Consider the following 16,609-nt stretch of genomic DNA (forward strand, 5'->3'; position numbering starts at 1 on the left):
TGGTGATACGATGGCCGCCGTAGCCACGGCCGGCGGAACTGGCGCGGTGGCACTGATTCGGCTTTCCGGACCTGAGGCGGCGGAAATTGTGGCCCGTGCCTGTGACTGCCGCGCTGATTGGACGGATCGACGGGCGGTGCTTCGGACAGTGAGGGATGAAGGGGGCGCGGTGATCGATCAGGTGCTGGTGACCTTGTTTTTCGCACCGCGAAGTTATACCGGAGACACCGTTGCAGAGATCGCGACCCATGGGGGAAGGCTGGTCACGCGCAAGGTTCTCGCGCGTCTGTTGGAATGCGGAGCAAGGAGTGCCAAACCGGGGGAGTTTACGGAGCGGGCATTCCTCAATGGCAAGCTCGACCTCACCCAGGCCGAAGCGGTCATGGATTTGATCTCCGCGCAGAGTGATCTGGCACTGCGGGCAGCACACGAACAGCTAGAGGGTCGGATTGGTGAAAAGACTGAGAAGCTACGTCAGGAACTCATCGATACCGTGGCCAATCTTGAAGCATGGATCGATTTCCCGGAGGAAGACATCGACCCGGAGACGGGCGAGGCCCTGCGCCGGAGGATCAGCGCGGTGAGGGCCGAGATGGGTTCCCTGTTATCGACTGCGGATCAGGGAAGAATCCTTCGTGAAGGACTGAGGACCGTGATTTGCGGGCGGCCGAATGCCGGGAAGTCGAGTTTGATGAATCAACTGCTCGGAAGTGAACGAGCGATTGTCAGCGGTACCGAGGGAACCACCCGAGATACCATCGAGGAGATGCTGGTGATCGCGGGCGTTCCGTTGCGGATGGTGGATACGGCTGGCTTGCGCGAGGCAGGCGACGAGATCGAGGAGGAGGGAATCCGGCGGACGATCAAAGAGGCTGAGCGTGCCGATCTGCTGATCGTGGTGGTCGATGCGACACTTCCTGCGGCTGGCGCGATGCCGGCACGGCTGCCTGAGGTGGCTCGAAGGATCGTGGTGCAGAATAAATGCGATCTGGGAGAGCATCCTGATTGGGCGGCGATGGATGGCGTCCGGGTTTCTTGCCTCGATGGCAGTGGTCTCGAAGAACTTCGTGGGAAGATTCGCGATCTGGCCGATCTGGGCGAGGCGGACTGGGGCGAGCACTCGGTGGCGATCAATGCGCGCCATCGTGACCGTTTGATGCGCGCCGATGAAGCCCTGCAGCGCGCTGATGCGAGTCTGGCAGCAAACGCCGAGCCGGAGATTACCGCTTTGGATTTGCGCGAAGCGATGGATTACCTCGGAGAGATTGCGGGCCGGATTGATACCGAAGAAATTCTGGGTTCGATCTTCAGCCGCTTCTGCATTGGCAAGTGACCTGCCTGATGGCTTAGACTGCCTGCTCGCTGACGGAGTGAAGCGGCTTGCGCTTGCGCGAATGCCGCAGAGGGGGCATGGGAGGGGGCGTGGACCGTTGGTTTTTGATCGCTGCAACCCTGCTGGCCGTAATTGGCGGTGTGACGGGGATGATGTCGCTGCGGCATAACCACCGAAGCCGTTGGACTTTTCCCTGGATGGCGGGGGCTTTCCTTGCCCAGATGGGCTTTCTCTGGCTGCGCGGAGAGGCAAGAGGAGCCTGCCCACTGATTGGGATCGGGGAGATTCTGGCGTTTCTGGCGTGGTCGCTGACCCTGTTTTATCTGGTGGTGGGGCCGACCTATCGGATCTCGCTGCTGGGAGTCTTCTCGGCACCGGTGGTGGTCGTGTTTCAGGCAATCGCGCTGATTCCCGGGATGCTGGATGCCAGCCCCGAGCCTGTGCCTGGCACGGATGCTTGGCGGGAAACGCATTCGGCGATGTCGGTGCTGGGTTATGGCGCGCTCGCGCTGGCAGCGGTCGCGGGGGTGATGTTCCTCGTTCTCGATCGACAATTGAAAGATCATCATCTGAATTCCGGCTTGTTCCGGAACCTTCCCCCGGTGAGGGAGTTGCTGATCTCGATGGAGCGCCTGTTGTGGCTGGGAATGGTCATGCTGACCGTGGGGGTCGTGGCGGGTTTCATGATGGGGCGGACAGGTGATGCGGATCACCTGATTGCGGCGGTGGTGGTCTGGTCTGCCTATGTTGCGCTGATCGTCGTTAAACAAGTGAGGGGCATCACGGGCCGCCGTTTCTCACTGGCGGTCGTTCTGTTGTTTGTCGTGTCGCTCTCGGTTTTCGCCTTCATCTAATGGAACTCGTTTGCGTCGGATTGAATCATCGAACCGCACCCGTTGAAGTCCGGGAGCGTTTCTCGATCACGCCCAGCCGCCTGGGCGAGTCGGCTTACGAGTTGCTGGCCCTCGAAGGCATCGCTGAGGGTGTCGTGATTTCGACATGCAATCGGACGGAGTTTTATCTGGCGGGTGACTCCGCCGAGATCGTGGCGGAGTCCTTGCGCAAGAAACTCGGGCAGGGCGATTTCGAGCACTGGTATGAAAAGCACCGAATGGACGCGGCGCGCCATCTTTGCCGGGTGGCAAGCGGGCTTGATTCGATGGTGCTGGGAGAAACGGAGATTTTTGGCCAGGTGAAAGATGCCTATCGCGCGGCGCACGCTGCTGGTGCGACTTCGGGGGTGCTCAACCGGCTGTTTCAGCGGGCCTTTGGGGTGGGGAAGAAGATCCGGACGGATACGAGCATCCAGGTCGGGGCGACCTCGGTCGCAGGGAGCGCGGTGGAGCTCGCCGAAAAGATCTTTGGTAACCTCAAGGGCTGCCGGGTGATCGTGATCGGGGCTGGTGAGATGAGTCGGCAGACCGCGCAGGCCTTGGTCTCCCGCGGGGCCTCATCGGTTTTCGTGACCAATCGCTCTTTTGACCGGGCTCAGGAACTGGCCGATGAGATGGGAGGACGCGCGGTGCACTTCGACGAGTGGCAGGGGGTGCTGGCCGGGGTGGATGTGGTGATCTCGTCGACGAGTGCGCCGCATCACGTCGTCCAGCCATTTCACGTCGAGGCAGTCAGACGGGTGAGAAAATTTCGACCGCTGTTTCTCATCGATATCGCCGTGCCGCGAGATATCGATCCGAAAGTGGGGGAGATCGAGGAAGTGTATCTTTACGACATCGACACCTTGGAGCAGCTTGCGGCCGAGGCGAGGAAGCGCCGCGAGCAGCAGATTGAGGAATGTGAGAAGATGATCGAGGTGGAACTGAAGAAGCTGAACCTGCCGGGAACATGAAGACGATCCGAATCGGAACAAGGGGGAGTGATCTGGCGCTCGTGCAGGCAGCGGCGACGGAGCGTGCTCTGATCCGGGCGTTTCCCGATGACATGGTCCAGCGGCAGGTTATCCGGACGACTGGTGACCGGCGCACTGATGTGGCGCTGAGCGAGGTGGCGAAGGCGGAAGGAGTGCTTGATAAAGGAGTGTTCACCAAAGAGCTGGAAGTGGCGCTGTTAGCCAAAGAAGTCGATATCGCGGTGCACTCACTGAAGGATGTGCCGACCGTGGTGGATGAGGCTTTTGAGATCGTCGGAACCCTCGAGCGTGCCCCGGTGTGCGACGTGCTGGTCACGAAAGACCCTGGGGGAATCGAGGCACTTGCCCCTGGTTCGACCGTTGGGACGAGCAGTGTCCGCCGCGCGAAACAGTTGCAGTGGTTGCGGCCCGATCTGAAGATTTCTGACATTCGCGGCAACGTGCCGACGCGTCTGAGAAAACTCGCCGAAGGTGGCTACGATGCGATCATGCTCGCCGAGGCCGGTCTGCGGAGACTGGGCTACTCCATGGAGTTGCCCTGTGAACTTGCCGGACAGGCCTTGCACTTCGACCCGCTCGCAGAGGAGCGGTTTTTCCCCGCAGCGGGTCAGGGCGCCATTGGATTTGAGATTCGGTCGGATGACGACGCTGCCCGTGAGTGGGTGGCAGCGATTTGCCACGCCGGGACCTTTCTTCGAGCGCGTGCCGAACGTGAGTTTCTCCGCCTGATTGATGGCGGCTGCCACACGCCGGTTGGCGTTTTCAGTTCCCTTAACGATGGTCGCCTGGATATGGCGGCGAGGCTCTTCCCTGACGAAGGAGGAGAACCGCAATCGGCGAAAGCCAGCGGAAGCGATCCGTTTGAAGTCGCACGTCAACTCTACGAAAACCTTGCATGAAGAATAAAGGAATCTGCTATCTCGTTGGTGCCGGTCCGGGCGATCTGGGATTGGTGACACTGCGGGCAAAGGAATGTGTCGAGACGGCCGATGTCGTCATCTACGATGCTCTCAGTAGTCCGGAGATTCTTCGCTGGATGAAAAAGGGTGCCGAGAAGGTCTACGTCGGCAAACGTGCCAGGGATCATGCGCTTTCCCAGGAGGGGATCAACGATCTGATTGTGGAGAAAACCAAGGAGGGGCTGAATGTGGTTCGTCTCAAGGGCGGTGATCCGATGATCTTCGGGCGCGGCGGCGAAGAGGCGGCAGAGTTGGCGGCGGCGGGTGTGGCCTTTGAGATCGTGCCGGGCATCAGTTCGTCAATTGCGGGTCCTGCCTACGCGGGTATTCCCGTGACCCACCGCGATCACTGCTCCCAGTTGACGATTTTCACGGGTCATGAAGACCCGACCAAGGGCGAAAGCTCGATTGACTACGTGCATTTGGCGAAGACGCCGGGGACGCGGGTCTTTCTGATGGGAGTGGCTCGCTTGCGCGAGATTGCCTCCTCGCTGGTGGAAGGCGGGGCTGCCCCCGATACGCCCATCGCCCTGGTGCGCTGGGCGACGACGGGTTCCCAGAAAACGATTACGGGAACTCTTGCCGATATCGCCGATATCGCCGAGCGGACGGAGTTCAAGAGCCCGGCCGTGGCGGTGATCGGTGGGGTGGTGAATGAGCGCGAGAAGATCAACTGGTTTGAGAAGCGACCGCTTTTCGGAAAGAGGATCGTGGTCACCCGGACGCGCGAGCAGGCGGGTGGTCTGAGTCGCGAGTTGGCGGGCTTGGGTGCCGATGTGGTCGAGTTGCCGACCATTCGTGTCGAGGCTCCAACCGATCGCGAAGGTTTCGCGGAGGGCGTCGCCCACGCCCACGAATACGATTGGCTGGTCTTTACCAGCCCCAATGGTGTTGAACGCTTCTTCGATGGATTCTTTTCGATCTACGAGGATGCTCGTAGTTTAGGGAATCCAAAGATTGCGGTGATCGGGCAGGGTACGGCCGCCAAATTGAAGGAATACCGCTTTGCAGTGGATTTGCTTCCGGAGAAGTTTGTGGCTGAAGGTTTGGTGAAGGCTTTCGAAAAGGAATCCATTGAGAACCTGACGGTGCTCTGGGTCCGGGCTGAGGAAGCCCGCGACGTCATCTATGACGGGTTGATTGCCCAAGGCGCGATCGTTGATGAATGTCTTGCTTACAGGACTGTCCCTGAAACGGAGGATCCGACCGGGGCGGTTGCCAGATTGAAAGATGAGGGTGCTGATTTGATCACCTTCACGTCAGCCTCGACCGCCGAGAATTTCTTCAAACTCGGCCTGCCCTGGCCGGAGGACTGCGTCGCTGGAAGTATCGGACCCGTGACGAGTGAGGCGCTGCGCAAGCATGGCGTTGAGCCGGCTTTTGAGGCAAAAAAGCACGATATTCCCGGTTTGGTAGCGGCCATCAGCAAGTGGGCTGCCAAGGCTTGAATCCCGAATTCAGGGAGGAGGAAATCCTTTACGAGCGGCGTCGTGTCTGGTTCATTTCGGCCCTCCCGCATGGCAAAAGCCGCTGTAGCTCAGGGGTAGAGCAATTCATTCGTAATGAATAGGTCGTCGGTTCAATTCCGACCAGCGGCTCCACTTGAAATATAGGAAAATCCCTGTTTTATAGGGCTTTTTTCGTATCTGAGTCTAGCGGCCCTATTCCGCCGGAATCCGTCCAATTCCGCTGAAATCCGGAAAAATGGCACGAATTTGGCAACCGTTTTGGCAACCGTTTAAGAAATCTTAACTAATTCTCTGCCTGACTTACAGGAAGAGGCAGTCGACGCTCATGGCATGAGTAAGTCTTCCTCAAGGAATGATCCGACCGACTACCCGGAATACGGGGTGAACTCCGATACTATCCGGGGGTTCTTTGATCCTCCTCTGGCAAGCAGCACCTTCTATGATCTGGTAAACAAAGGGAAGATCATTCGGATGAAGGGCATGCGAGGGTTCTACCTCCTCAATGAGTCGCTGCGGCGGCTCGGGTTGAGGGAGGTGCCTCAGTTGCCCGCGGACTCCGCCGGTCCCAGCTTTGAGGACATCGTTCGCCTGGCCTTCACTCTGATTGATCGGGCCATCTTCCCAGAACCATCCTGGCTGCTTTCCGTTGAGGTGATCGACATTAAGGATGCCGATCATGCTCGCCGTTTGGCGGACCAATACCGGGATACCGTCGAGGCGTTTGATCATGTGTCGCTGAAGCTCGCTTACTTTCAAGGCGTGCTCGACAGTGTGTTCGTAGCAGAACGCTTGGCTGATTCGTGACCGCTGTTGGTCGCCATTGGTGAGTCCCTGGGGCTTGTGGCCCTCGCCTGCCTTGTCAGTGTTCTCGGAGCGGTGGGCGGTGATGCTCAGTGACAAATCGAGACACGGTCACCGATTGTCTCCTGCATGCACCGTTGTCACACTTGTCACAGCAGTTTTCGAGAGTCTGGAGGCCGGTGTTAGGGCCTTCGCTGAAATTTTTGCTTCAGAGCTGTCGCTGGCACTCCGTCAAGTCCTTCAAACAAGGGGTTCGGTCTCACGGCGCAGAGTGAAACCCGCGTGAAAAAATTGGACGTGAACTCGCCCGCCTTCACTGTGTCCTACGACTTGCCGAGGCCCTGCTCAGAGGGTGAGTTCTCTGTCATTCTCAAGCAGCTCCGAAAGCTGGCGGAGTCGGGAAGTGCCGGGCGCGAATGCAGGGCCATGACAAAGTCCTCGAAGGATGTCGCCGTGACCGTCTTGCCCTCCACCCGGATCAGGTCCTCGGCGGCGAGGCGCTCCAGTAGTATATCCCTCGTAGCTGCGTCCACCCGGCTGCCCTTGGCGAGCAGTAGGTCGCTTTTTTTCACCGACCCTTTCTCACGGATGTAACTCAGAACCTTCAGTGCCTTCTCACGCGGACAACCCGTGTCAAAGCCGAGGCAGTGCCAGGCGAGTGCTGCCATGCCGAGGGTGATACCCCGGAAGCTGCGCGCGTGTAGGTCCCAGTAGAGAGCGGAGATTTGCTCTGGAGTCGTTTCATGGTTGTTGCCGGAGTACTGGGCGATCTGATCGCAGGCGCTGCCTAGCTGGTGGAGGAGCTGCTGTATCGCGAACTCGTATGCACCGTCTCCCGGTAGGAGGTGGAGCCGTTGGCGGACGTCCTTGGTATGAGCCACGAACCAATTGATCGGCGGGAGTCTCAGTGAGGTTCTCGCACAGGGCGCCGGCACGTCGCGCCAGAGGCCGGGCAGGACCTTCATTGCCGCCGCGTTGGGAATGGTCAGTGGTTCCTTCCCCGTGTGCGGCAGGAACACGACGGGAAGGCCGAGCTTGATGATACCCGTCACGAGTTCCTCGTCCCATAGGTCGACGGTCAGAGATCCTGAAACGGTGACCGTCTTGCGGGCCATCAGCAGATGCTGGCCAACTCCCTCCGGCATGAGCAGGCGGCCGGGGTCCTTGAGGACATCGTGGCGAAAGGCGGCGCGGTCGGGGGCCTCGTTGAGCCGCAGGATGACCTGGTCGTCTTTGTCGGTTAGCAGACCGAAGCCTTTGGCCCATGCTCGTGAGTAGGCCCGCGCTCCGCCGGTTCCGTGGGCGGACTTCGAGGCTTCCCGGTAGGCATTCTCGTGGGCTTGAGCATTGCGCTCGCTCAAGGGGTCGAGCTCTCTGCGGTAGCCGAGATCCCGCCTTTCTCGAATCGCCCGCTCCATGATCGCCGGTGCATGCTCGGGCTTGATGGGGATTCCGGCAGTGTATCCATTCTCGCCGGGGTTGTTGGCTTCCTCGTCATGGACGAAGTCCTTCACGAACTCGTCCACGGGGTCAGGTGCTGCTTCCCCGGCGTTGAGGAAGATCAGCGACGGAACGTGCTCGCTCATGGCGCGGCCCCGTAGTTGGCAGAGGCTCAGGACCAGCCCTGCAGTCGTCATGGTGGAGGTGCCCGACTCTGACGAGCACCCGGCGATGAGGTCGGAGAGCACCCGGTGCAGGGGCTCGCTCGCGTGCTCCAGTTGCGACAGGTCGAGGGTGCTGTGCGTAGAGTCGAAAGAGCGGGATAGGTCTTGGATCATGTTTGGTCGGGCAGACGTTAATTCAGGTCGAATGGCAGAGTGGCACCTTCGACCCGCTGCCACTTGTCTCCACTAAGCTCGATGAGGCCGTCTCCCTTGAGCTCGCTCAGCAGCTCTCGGCAGGAATCGGCATGCAAGTGAACGCCGCGATAAAGCATGCGGGTATCCATGGCCTCGCCGTCGAGCTTCGTGAGGATCTTCCGCTTGTGGGCTAGCTTCCGTGCCTCATTGGCGGAAAACAGAATCGCAGCCCGGGCGTTGGCCATACGGCGGATCAGATGCTTGGCGAGTGCCTCGATGCCGTCGCGGTAATGCTTGAAGCCTTCAGGTGCCTCTGCCACCTTGATGAGCCGCTGGAAGCCGAACATCAGACTGGCGAGCAGGCAGCGAGCCGTGCCTCGGATACCGGGCAGGCTCCCCTCCATGTCATTGAGGAATTTCATCCAGCGAACCTGGGATTTGGCGAAGTCGCACTCGAAGATCAGAGGTTGGGGCTGCCGACTGTTGAGCCGGTTGGCAAGAATCAGCCGGACGGCATGCGCGAAGCGGGCGTTCAGGTGGGGGAGGGGAATGATCCGATCACTTGCGTCCTCGGATGGAAACTCCGGCCCCGCGCTGCCATCGACGAGCCAGAGTAGACGTGCGAGCCACGCGGTCTCGTCGCTGTCCGCCTTGGTCGCCAATGGTAGCACGTCTCCAGGGTCGGTGATGAGCAGCCTGCCCCTGACCGCTTCGCCTGACGGGCCAGCTGGAATCATGCCGTTCATGAGCGAAGGGCAGATGCTACCGAATTTTGCAGCGTCCGACGCGCGATTCAACCCGATCGCCACGAGCGCTTGGCTGTGGTGGGCACCGGGGAGCTGCTGGTCCAGCAATGCTGGCGTGGCTCCGGTAATGAAGACTCGAGGGCGCCGGATCAAGTCGACGAAGTGCTCGGAGGGGCTCGATCCGAGGACCTCGCCCCACTCGTCTTCGTGGCTTTCGATCAGCGGTTCCAGCTCGGGGTCTCCGGTCATCAATCGCAGCAGGCTGTTTTCGCCCGGGTTTGCAGGATGTCCGCCTGACAGGTCCCACCTGCGATCAAGGTTCCGTTCCTTCCGTTTCTCTTCCGCCTCGTTGTCCTTCAGGAGTCGGTCGAGGTGGGCTAGCAGGTTATCCTGACAGTGGCCGACCGGAGTGACCACCTCGTCGAGAACCATGTTCGACGTCAGTGAGCCTGAGGCGAGCACGTTGCAATCGACCGGGATCAGCTTCCAGTCGGGCGTCCGGATCCCGCTGCCGCGACGGGCGAGATTAGCCAGGGTGATCGCCATGGTGGCGAGGACGTTGGCGCCCGCGACTTCGTCACCCTCGCCGAGGGCATGGGCGTCGAAAGAAGTGAGGAGATGGCGGAGGTGGTCGGATTCCTTGTTGGTCATGGCTCGTGATCGGAAACGTGTTGGATGTGCTGGGGTAGTTTTACCCAGCATGTCTTTAATGCGATGATCGCCGCCACCTCGTCAAGAACAAATGCCAGAAAAGTTGCAACACTAGCATATAGTGTTGCATGAATAGAGCAGTGAAGACAGAAGCACCTGCATGGAAGTGGCGAAAAGCGGCATCCGCGAATTTGAAAAGGTCGCGGCGAAAGGCTGGGGCGATGGCGTTTCCCTCGACGAGTTGCTTGTCCGCGTGAACCGGGTCGCAGCAAAGCTACTCCCAGTTGCGGACGAACGGGACGCACGCATCAGCCCGACCCTCGTGCAACGAACCTTCCGTCACTACGTCACGCTCGGGTGCATCGATCCCGGGCAGCGCGTGGGCCGGCGGGCCGTCTACGGCTACCCGCAGTTCCTCCAGGCGTTACTGGTTCGCAGGTTGCTCGCGGACGGAGTATCGGCCGAGAGAATTGCGCCGCTCGTCGCAGGGAAGAGTCTCGAAGAAACCAAGCGGATGCTGCTTGGTGGCGTGGAGTTCGTCGCTCGGTCGGAGGGAACGAAAGCCCATGACCCCGTCACCGCGACGGCGGCATTCGACACGGAGAGGCGATGGGTTCGGACGTTGCTGGCCCCGGGGCTTGAGGTTCATATACGGGACGACTTGCCGCGACTCAAGCCGGCCGAGCTACGGCAGGTGTTGGTGAAGTTGAAGGCGGAGTTGAGTCGTCACAAATACTGAGAATGGCTGCAGCAATTTGCTTCTAACGGGTGGCCCCTGAGCCAGCCGTCGGGCCGGACCGGAGGGCGGGGAAAAGGGGGTTGAGGGTTTGACTGACCCCCTTTCCCCTTCTCATGGAAGGCCGCGGTCAGGCGTCGCCATCGCCGCCTTGTTGGTTTCGTCGACTGACCGAAGGACTTTGCTCATAACCTCGTAATCTACTTCAAGGATCGACGCCAATTCACGATTATGCACGCGGAGAAAACGCTCACGGAGTTCCGGAACCATCTCCCGGAAGGCTCTCCAGTCGGATTCCGTCGGCTGGTCGCTCATTGGTCCTTCGTCAAAGTCCTCCTACACCTGACCGGGGGCGCGGCTTCGACTGCGGGTTGAGGCTGGAATGGTCATGACGGTCGGAACTCGCGGCGGGGCAGGTGTTGAGAGCGACGCACTGTTCGCTGTTGTGTTAGTTCTGCGTGAAGAGTTGCCAACGGTGGGTAGTGACGGGCGTGCGGAACCATCCGTTGTCGGCTGTCCGACCATCGAGGGTCGCGACGGCTCCAATACCGGGGTCGGCCTGAATCCACTGTCCGTCGCCAGCGTATGCGAGAATGTGAACACCACTCGTTGTCACCGCAAGATCTCCTGGCACCAGGCCGTCGTAGTCCATCTCTTGAATCGTTCCTGTCGCCCCGAGCGGCCTGGTATAGTCCCGGTAACCCTCTCCAAGAGCCTTCGCGCTGGCATCAAACCACCACTGCTCGACGCATCCGCGAAAAGCACGACCGTTAAAGTGCCTGAATCCGTAGGCCAACAGAGCATCGCGAAGGGCGCGTCGCGGTAGCCCTGAGCAATCGATCCCACGAGAACTCTCTCCTCCCCAGTGATACTTCGTCCCCTCGAATTCAGACATTCGGCGGACATAATCCTGACGTAATTCATCTGTATCGATCTCACCGCCGGGTAAAATGAATGGCACCGCTGCAAGCAATGGGAGAATCAAGGCAGCTACCCTTACCGGCTTGCGCTTCCAGGTGAGAATGGTGAATCCGACCCACGCTCCGACAATACACCCCAGAAACGCGAGCTTCAAAAGCTTGCTGTTAACCGGATTGAGCGGGATCACAAAGATTCCGGCAAAGGCTCCGAGCGTGCAGATCAGTATGAGGCGTCTCCACATCTTTTTCTTCAGCGAACGTTTGAGGCATGGCGCGACGCCCGAACAAAGGCGGCGCTTCGTGGCTGATTGAATGGATTAAATCACCAGAAACGAAATTCAACAAGTCTGCGGTCAGGCGTCGCCATCGTCGGCTTGTTCGCTTCGTTCTATCTGGCAACCCTTTCGCTATACACTTCCTGTGCAGACCGATCAGTTACTTCAAAATTGCTGAGCCTAAGGGTCCACACCGATCCGGGCCAACTATCCCCGGCCATAAGACCCTTCTCTGTCGGGTGAAGGTTCGTTCGAGAAAAGTCAGGACTGCCCAAACCTCGATTCTCGCAGTCCATTGCAACTGTCTTCTGAACTCGCGTCTCCCTGAAAAGCATCGTGATTCCATCCTTGTTCGTCATCTTGAATGTGACCGTTCGCTGAGGGTTTTTGACCTTGTGGGTGATCGACGGATGGCCTTCTTCATCAAACTCGATATGGACGGTCTCGCCGGGAACCAAAGTGAGGACCCCATCGGCTGTCAGGATCTCGCCCTCGGGGACGTTGACAACTTCAGTCCGACCTTCACCCAAGCTGAGCGTCAACTCACGAGCCTTTCGGGTATTCAGCTCCTTTACGGTGCGCCAGGCCTGAACGAACTCCCGGTCGTTCTTAGAGAGGCGATCCAATGCAATCGTGAAGCTTTTGCCGTCGCTCGTTCGTGTAAGAGTGACATCCTGCTCAGTCGCTTTGTCTATGGTAGCCAGGAGCGTCCGGCCATCGCTGCTTGTGAATTCACGTTCAGCTAGGACCCACCCACTGAATAATAGGGTGAACACAATAACGTTGGTTGTGAGAATTTTCATCTTTGAGCGAACGTCGCTTCCGGTGTCTTGTTCGGCATTTGGTTTCTCGTGTTACCTAAGCCACTGAGGATCATCGTCTTGGTCGTCTTCATACTCGCTTACACTGGGTTCTTCTTGGTCATCTCGCTTCGCAGATTTAGCTTCGAGCTTCTTCTGTGCGATCTGCTCGATCGTCAAGATGACCTCAGGTCTCTCTGCCCCAAAACGCTCATAGTAGAGGTCCTCGATAAACTGCGGCAGGGGTGTCTTCCACTTCTCTTGCTGGTGATTCGCGAGACTTCCGAACTTCTTTGGGCTGAGGCCAAGTTCCCTCGCCATCTGGATGTGCGCATCAGACAGTCGGAACTTTGTTCGCGCATCAACCCACACTTGGTATCGTGGTGACATCCGTTTCTTCTTACTTGCCATTTCTATTCTCGGCCGGACGTTTGAGGACAGGCGCGCCGGAGAGTTGAGGCGGCGCGCCGATCCAGTTGGAAAGATTAAATCATCTGAACGAAAAATCGACAAGGCCGCTCATAGGCGTCGTCCTGATCCGTCTTGTTCGCCTTCTATATTTTGGGAGCAGCAGCAACAAAAGATCCATCAGTTTCTAGGGTGTGACCAGAACGCTTGGCTTCTTCAATCCGCTCGGCAACCCCTTTGGGGAGCATCTTGATGAAGTGCGATGGAGCTCGGTCATAGATGAATTCATTGAGGACTTTGGAGTCGTGGCAGTTGAAGAGTCCGTAGTTTCCTGAAGCTCCGTCGAAATCAAGAATCAGTATCACATCCTGATCGTCTACAAGCCAGATCTCGTTTCTTCGATAAACATAAAGGAACCAATCGCTTTTCGGATCAATGAATCCACGTGTCCACTGCTGCTTGGAACCGTCAATTGAATATGAGATGTTGAGCAAATCGTTGTCGTCAGTAAACACGTGAATGTCAGCCGAGTGGTCTATCGGATGATTACCCTCTGCCGCCACAAGTATTGGCTCGAATTTTTCCTGCGATTGAAGCCAGGCGGCAACGCCTAGGATGACCAGTGCGAGCGCAGCAAACAAATATCGCGAAGTCTTCATTTGGTGGCGAACGTCGATGGCGAAGCGATCCCGGTAACCGAACCGGAACGGCCACGAGCATCCAAGCAGCTTCCGAAGCTGGCGGCAAGAACGCAACAAAGCCGCTGATAGGGGTCGTCCTCCAGTGCCTTGTTCGATGCATTGGTTTGTAAGGTTGGTGAGCGAGTCACCAGAGCTTGGAGTCCCGCCAGCGATCTTCAGGAAGCCAGGTGATCTGATTGGAATCGGTGGATAGCTCGGCACCAGCCAGCACACTCCGCCGAACGGTTGCTTCCAGCTCTCCAAACGAGCCGCTACGTCTGCCAATGGAGGCTCCGATCGTGTTGTTCTTACGGTCCATCTGATTCGTATCCTTGCCAGAAGACTCGAAGACGGTTGTTACCAGATCGACCGCCCACTCACCGAGTGTGTGGGAAACCACCGCGCTCGCAAGTGCATGGCGATAGGCATCGAGTGGCCCGTGCCTGCCTCCCTCAAGGTCTGACTGCAGGACGTGTGTCCACGTGTAGCCGATGACGAAAACCGGATAGACTAGAAGGATGACCGCGAAGATCAAAAGGCGCCGAAGCCATCTCTTCTTTTTCTTCATCGAACGTCGAAGCGCTGCCGACCCGTCCACCATGGCGGCCAGCGCGATTCATTAAGGAGGTTCTACCACCCAAAACGAAACGTAACAAGGCCGCTTAAAGGGGTCGGTCAGACGCGCCTTGTTAGCCGTTCTTGTTACCCTGGCTGCCAGCGCCGATCACGGTGGGAATAGTCAGGGAACATCAATAGAAATGCGCTTGCGGGCCACCGAATTGCCTCCTTCAGCATCGCCGTCTCGGATACCTATAGTGACTGTCGTGCTGTCGTCAGCCCACTCGATGGATGGGTCTCGAGCCCATCCGAACAACTTGTCGCGGACCTCCATCCGGCTGATCAATACTCCATCGGAACGCCTCACTTCGATGTCGTAGTGATAATCGCCGAACATCGGAAAAGAGGATTGAACCACCGCAATGTGCCGGGCATCGGGCGACTCAGCGCTAACGCTCGATCTCTGTATGAGAAGTGTGTGCCAGCCGATCATGCAGCCTGCAAGGACGACGACCAACATGATGAATCGGCGTCTCTTCAGATTCATTGGGCTAACGTCTGAGAAATGGCGATCCCGACCCTCATGGCGGCACTCCGATTCTCGTTGCCGGATTGAATCACCATAACGGAAATTTAACAAGGCCGCTGAGAGGGGTCGCCATCTTCGGCTTGTTCGACTTCTTGTTCGATTTCGGGAGCATAGATGTCGAACCCGATCGTTGCCCCTCGCTCTCCAACCGCAGCCAGTGTTGCGGGGGACAGAGAAGCACCCCGGTTGGGTTGATCAAGGAACAACCCACAAAAGAAATCAACCGAGTAGCGGTCAGAAAGGCTCTTCCAAATCGTCAAATCGTTCGTCAATCGAGCGAGGATCCATTGGATCTGTCCGTCGATATCTCCGGCGCTTGAAATAGGAGCAGACAATCCCCAACCTTTCCTCTTTTTGGAATCGTTTGGATGCCCCAGGAGTTGAGATATCTCGATAAGGTCGATCCCATCGCCAAGCACTCTAAGGGAGACTTTGGAGCAATCGACCGGCCCACCGCACCAGACGGTGCCCTCGGGTGCATCACTGCAAGGCTGGTTTCGAGTGCTCTTCATTTCCTGCCCAACGTTTGAGGCATGGCGCGACGCCCGAACTAAGGCGGCGCTCCGTGCCAGATTGAAAGGATTGAATCATGAGAAGGGAAATTCAACAAGCCCGCTGTTAGGCGTCGCCATCGCCGACTTGTTCTCCATTGGTGCGCGTGTTCGGTCGGAAAGGGAAAACAACTGTCTCGACGACCTGACACTCGGTATTGACAAAGTGAAAATGCCAATCCTCTTCACGTCGGTCCATGTCCATCAAGGCCGACACACAGAATGGCGCCTCTCGATTTTGGACTTCCGCCCTCGATCTCGCTTCGGCGATCGCCCAGTCAAGTTCGGAACGCTCATGCTCAGATAGTAGCCCGACACCTTCATCCTCAAGATCGTCTAGAGAATGAACTACTGTGCATCCACTCATCACAGAACCGATGTGTTGCTTGTGCTTTGCCTCGTTTGCCTCGAATGGATGAAGGTTGGTGAGGGCGATGCTGGGTTCGTCTAGCCCCCAGCGTTCGAAATCGCCTTGATCTTCCATCACCTCTTCGACGAATCCAACGCAGACCCCTTCGTTCCACCAGATAAGATCGCCAACGCGAACCTCTTCCGGATCGTCGCCCAGAGCGTATTGCTTCGGGTATCTCATTTTTGGGAGAACGTCTGAGAAATGGCGATCCCGACCCTTATGGCGGGGCTCCGACTCTCGTTGAAGGATTGAACCACCAAAACGGAAATTCACCAAGGCCGCTGAGAGGGGTCGCCATCTTCGTCTTGTTCTCCACATTTTTTTGCGCTCATGGCCAGGAGAGATCGCACTAGCACAGCAAGTCTCGGTAGTCTTGCTTTGCTGCTTCCGCCGCTTGGTGAAGGAGGTGCAAGTCGCCCCCAGCCACACGAATCATCGCCTCGGAAACCCTCCGATCAAACGGGCCATTCCTATCGAGGTAGCCCAAAGTTCTGGCAAGCACATCACGAGCTTCTACTTGATCGGCTTGGCCGAAAGTTCGTCCGATTTCAGACAGCTCGGTTGGATTGAGATTGATAGGCTTCGGCTCGCCTAACGCTTTGTCGTAGGCGTCCTCGGCCCTCTCAATCTGACGTAGCAGCGCCTTCTCGCGCTCCGATATCCTCGCAAAGGCTTTCGGATCGCTCTCTAGAAGTCCATGGCGCATCGCCGCAACGCTAGCTTCAAGGACATCATTGAATTCCCGATCAAGCCTAACCAGTTCCATCGCCTCAGGTGTGTCTCGATGCTCCTTGGGTATCGTGAAGCGCATTTCTTGGAGAACGTTAGATGTGGTGGCACCCGCTACCGGGAGCGCCAGTCCAACTCAGGGTAAAGGGTTCTCATCCGGGGTCAATCTCCGACTCGCGGCGGGGTAGCGGGTTGTCCACCCACGCCTTTATAGGACAACCGGACTTATTCATCAAGCCGGGCGATGAGGCCCGGAACGAGGCCGTTCGACTGCGCCCGGATTGTGAACAAGTCCGTCGCCGACACAGCATTTTATTCACATCTTC

Annotated in this window: 19 protein-coding genes and 1 tRNA gene; 8 read left to right on the forward strand and 12 right to left on the reverse strand. The window is 58.0% G+C overall.

The genetic code is table 11. The annotated features are described in order from the left end of the window. Positions 1-10 precede the first annotated feature (10 nt). The 7 genes from mnmE to WBG04_RS07900 all read left to right on the forward strand — a co-directional run bounded on the left by mnmE (position 11) and on the right by WBG04_RS07900 (position 6,432). Complete coding sequence (gene mnmE / locus WBG04_RS07870) at positions 11-1,333, forward strand: tRNA uridine-5-carboxymethylaminomethyl(34) synthesis GTPase MnmE (RefSeq protein WP_424313856.1); 1,323 nt, start codon at positions 11-13, stop codon at positions 1,331-1,333. An 89-nt stretch (positions 1,334-1,422) separates the two neighbouring features. Beyond that, the gene (ccsA, locus tag WBG04_RS07875) at positions 1,423-2,187 is read left to right on the forward strand and encodes a cytochrome c biogenesis protein CcsA (RefSeq protein ID WP_424313857.1); all 765 of its coding nucleotides are present in this window, start codon (positions 1,423-1,425) and stop codon (positions 2,185-2,187) included. Beyond that, positions 2,187-3,179: a glutamyl-tRNA reductase gene (gene hemA, locus WBG04_RS07880; RefSeq protein WP_424313858.1), complete on the forward strand. Its 993-nt coding sequence runs from the start codon at positions 2,187-2,189 to the stop codon at positions 3,177-3,179. Before ccsA ends, hemA begins: the two co-directional genes overlap by 1 nt. Continuing rightward, positions 3,176-4,099: a hydroxymethylbilane synthase gene (gene hemC, locus WBG04_RS07885; RefSeq protein ID WP_424313859.1), complete on the forward strand. Its 924-nt coding sequence runs from the start codon at positions 3,176-3,178 to the stop codon at positions 4,097-4,099. Before hemA ends, hemC begins: the two co-directional genes overlap by 4 nt. Then, positions 4,096-5,607 (forward strand): uroporphyrinogen-III C-methyltransferase, encoded by a 1,512-nt coding sequence (cobA, locus tag WBG04_RS07890; RefSeq protein ID WP_424313860.1) that lies wholly within the window; start codon positions 4,096-4,098, stop codon positions 5,605-5,607. Before hemC ends, cobA begins: the two co-directional genes overlap by 4 nt. 78 nt (positions 5,608-5,685) lie before the next feature. Next, positions 5,686-5,760, forward strand: a tRNA-Thr gene (locus WBG04_RS07895). A gap of 198 nt (positions 5,761-5,958) precedes the next feature. Beyond that, on the forward strand, positions 5,959-6,432 hold the full coding sequence (locus WBG04_RS07900; RefSeq protein ID WP_424313861.1) for a hypothetical protein: 474 nt from the start codon (positions 5,959-5,961) through the stop codon (positions 6,430-6,432). A 320-nt stretch (positions 6,433-6,752) separates the two neighbouring features. Here WBG04_RS07900 and WBG04_RS07905 read toward each other — a convergent pair whose 3' ends face one another. Further along, positions 6,753-8,207, reverse strand: coding sequence for a hypothetical protein (locus WBG04_RS07905; RefSeq protein ID WP_424313862.1), 1,455 nt, complete (start codon positions 8,205-8,207; stop codon positions 6,753-6,755). 17 nt (positions 8,208-8,224) lie between these two features. Next, positions 8,225-9,625 carry a hypothetical protein gene (locus WBG04_RS07910; protein WP_424313863.1) on the reverse strand — a complete coding sequence of 467 codons (1,401 nt, stop codon included), beginning with the start codon at positions 9,623-9,625 and terminating at the stop codon, positions 8,225-8,227. Between the two features lie 160 nt (positions 9,626-9,785). Between WBG04_RS07910 and WBG04_RS07915 the strand changes: the two genes are divergently transcribed. Beyond that, a complete protein-coding gene (locus WBG04_RS07915) occupies positions 9,786-10,364 on the forward strand; it encodes a hypothetical protein (protein ID WP_424313864.1) in 579 nt (192 codons plus the stop codon). A 111-nt stretch (positions 10,365-10,475) separates the two neighbouring features. On the opposite strand, the gene WBG04_RS07920 is transcribed toward WBG04_RS07915, so the two are convergent. The 10 genes from WBG04_RS07920 to WBG04_RS07965 all read right to left on the reverse strand — a co-directional run bounded on the left by WBG04_RS07920 (position 10,476) and on the right by WBG04_RS07965 (position 16,365). After that, the gene (locus WBG04_RS07920; protein WP_424313865.1) at positions 10,476-10,676 is read right to left on the reverse strand and encodes a hypothetical protein; all 201 of its coding nucleotides are present in this window, start codon (positions 10,674-10,676) and stop codon (positions 10,476-10,478) included. A gap of 133 nt (positions 10,677-10,809) precedes the next feature. Then, a complete protein-coding gene (locus WBG04_RS07925) occupies positions 10,810-11,523 on the reverse strand; it encodes an NlpC/P60 family protein (protein ID WP_424313866.1) in 714 nt (237 codons plus the stop codon). A 146-nt stretch (positions 11,524-11,669) separates the two neighbouring features. After that, positions 11,670-12,359 carry a hypothetical protein gene (locus WBG04_RS07930; RefSeq protein WP_424313867.1) on the reverse strand — a complete coding sequence of 230 codons (690 nt, stop codon included), beginning with the start codon at positions 12,357-12,359 and terminating at the stop codon, positions 11,670-11,672. A gap of 51 nt (positions 12,360-12,410) precedes the next feature. After that, a complete protein-coding gene (locus WBG04_RS07935; protein WP_424313868.1) occupies positions 12,411-12,677 on the reverse strand; it encodes a hypothetical protein in 267 nt (88 codons plus the stop codon). A 233-nt stretch (positions 12,678-12,910) separates the two neighbouring features. Next, on the reverse strand, positions 12,911-13,423 hold the full coding sequence (locus WBG04_RS07940; RefSeq protein ID WP_424313869.1) for a hypothetical protein: 513 nt from the start codon (positions 13,421-13,423) through the stop codon (positions 12,911-12,913). Positions 13,424-13,589: 166 nt separating this feature from the next. Beyond that, positions 13,590-14,012: a hypothetical protein gene (locus tag WBG04_RS07945; RefSeq protein ID WP_424313870.1), complete on the reverse strand. Its 423-nt coding sequence runs from the start codon at positions 14,010-14,012 to the stop codon at positions 13,590-13,592. A gap of 171 nt (positions 14,013-14,183) precedes the next feature. Beyond that, positions 14,184-14,549, reverse strand: a complete 366-nt coding sequence (locus tag WBG04_RS07950) for a hypothetical protein (protein WP_424313871.1) — start codon at positions 14,547-14,549, stop codon at positions 14,184-14,186. An 86-nt stretch (positions 14,550-14,635) separates the two neighbouring features. Continuing rightward, positions 14,636-15,103 carry a DUF4279 domain-containing protein gene (locus WBG04_RS07955; RefSeq protein ID WP_424313872.1) on the reverse strand — a complete coding sequence of 156 codons (468 nt, stop codon included), beginning with the start codon at positions 15,101-15,103 and terminating at the stop codon, positions 14,636-14,638. Between the two features lie 106 nt (positions 15,104-15,209). After that, positions 15,210-15,734 carry a hypothetical protein gene (locus WBG04_RS07960; protein ID WP_424313873.1) on the reverse strand — a complete coding sequence of 175 codons (525 nt, stop codon included), beginning with the start codon at positions 15,732-15,734 and terminating at the stop codon, positions 15,210-15,212. Positions 15,735-15,903: 169 nt separating this feature from the next. Continuing rightward, complete coding sequence (locus tag WBG04_RS07965) at positions 15,904-16,365, reverse strand: hypothetical protein (RefSeq protein WP_424313874.1); 462 nt, start codon at positions 16,363-16,365, stop codon at positions 15,904-15,906. Between the last annotated feature and the right edge of the window lie 244 nt (positions 16,366-16,609).

Origin of the sequence: Haloferula sp., from assembly GCF_049672945.1 — a bacterium.
In the GTDB taxonomy this organism is placed as follows: Bacteria; Verrucomicrobiota; Verrucomicrobiia; order Verrucomicrobiales; family Akkermansiaceae; genus Haloferula.

Bases quoted from the DNA above. Each gene is read 5' to 3' on its own strand.
- WBG04_RS07925 (WP_424313866.1), bottom strand. From the start codon at position 11,523: ATGTGGAGACGCCTCATACTGATCTGCACGCTCGGAGCCTTTGCCGGA.
- WBG04_RS07920 (WP_424313865.1), bottom strand. From the start codon at position 10,676: ATGAGCGACCAGCCGACGGAATCCGACTGGAGAGCCTTCCGGGAGATG.
- WBG04_RS07935 (WP_424313868.1), bottom strand. From the start codon at position 12,677: ATGGCGAGGGAACTTGGCCTCAGCCCAAAGAAGTTCGGAAGTCTCGCG.
- mnmE (WP_424313856.1), top strand. From the start codon at position 11: ATGGCCGCCGTAGCCACGGCCGGCGGAACTGGCGCGGTGGCACTGATT.
- WBG04_RS07950 (WP_424313871.1), bottom strand. From the start codon at position 14,549: ATGAATCTGAAGAGACGCCGATTCATCATGTTGGTCGTCGTCCTTGCA.
- WBG04_RS07905 (WP_424313862.1), bottom strand. From the start codon at position 8,207: ATGATCCAAGACCTATCCCGCTCTTTCGACTCTACGCACAGCACCCTC.
- WBG04_RS07900 (WP_424313861.1), top strand. From the start codon at position 5,959: ATGAGTAAGTCTTCCTCAAGGAATGATCCGACCGACTACCCGGAATAC.
- WBG04_RS07940 (WP_424313869.1), bottom strand. From the start codon at position 13,423: ATGAAGACTTCGCGATATTTGTTTGCTGCGCTCGCACTGGTCATCCTA.
- WBG04_RS07910 (WP_424313863.1), bottom strand. From the start codon at position 9,625: ATGACCAACAAGGAATCCGACCACCTCCGCCATCTCCTCACTTCTTTC.
- WBG04_RS07915 (WP_424313864.1), top strand. From the start codon at position 9,786: ATGGAAGTGGCGAAAAGCGGCATCCGCGAATTTGAAAAGGTCGCGGCG.
- WBG04_RS07960 (WP_424313873.1), bottom strand. From the start codon at position 15,734: ATGAGATACCCGAAGCAATACGCTCTGGGCGACGATCCGGAAGAGGTT.
- WBG04_RS07930 (WP_424313867.1), bottom strand. From the start codon at position 12,359: ATGAAAATTCTCACAACCAACGTTATTGTGTTCACCCTATTATTCAGT.
- WBG04_RS07965 (WP_424313874.1), bottom strand. From the start codon at position 16,365: ATGCGCTTCACGATACCCAAGGAGCATCGAGACACACCTGAGGCGATG.
- hemC (WP_424313859.1), top strand. From the start codon at position 3,176: ATGAAGACGATCCGAATCGGAACAAGGGGGAGTGATCTGGCGCTCGTG.
- cobA (WP_424313860.1), top strand. From the start codon at position 4,096: ATGAAGAATAAAGGAATCTGCTATCTCGTTGGTGCCGGTCCGGGCGAT.
- WBG04_RS07955 (WP_424313872.1), bottom strand. From the start codon at position 15,103: ATGAAGAGCACTCGAAACCAGCCTTGCAGTGATGCACCCGAGGGCACC.
- hemA (WP_424313858.1), top strand. From the start codon at position 2,187: ATGGAACTCGTTTGCGTCGGATTGAATCATCGAACCGCACCCGTTGAA.
- WBG04_RS07945 (WP_424313870.1), bottom strand. From the start codon at position 14,012: ATGAAGAAAAAGAAGAGATGGCTTCGGCGCCTTTTGATCTTCGCGGTC.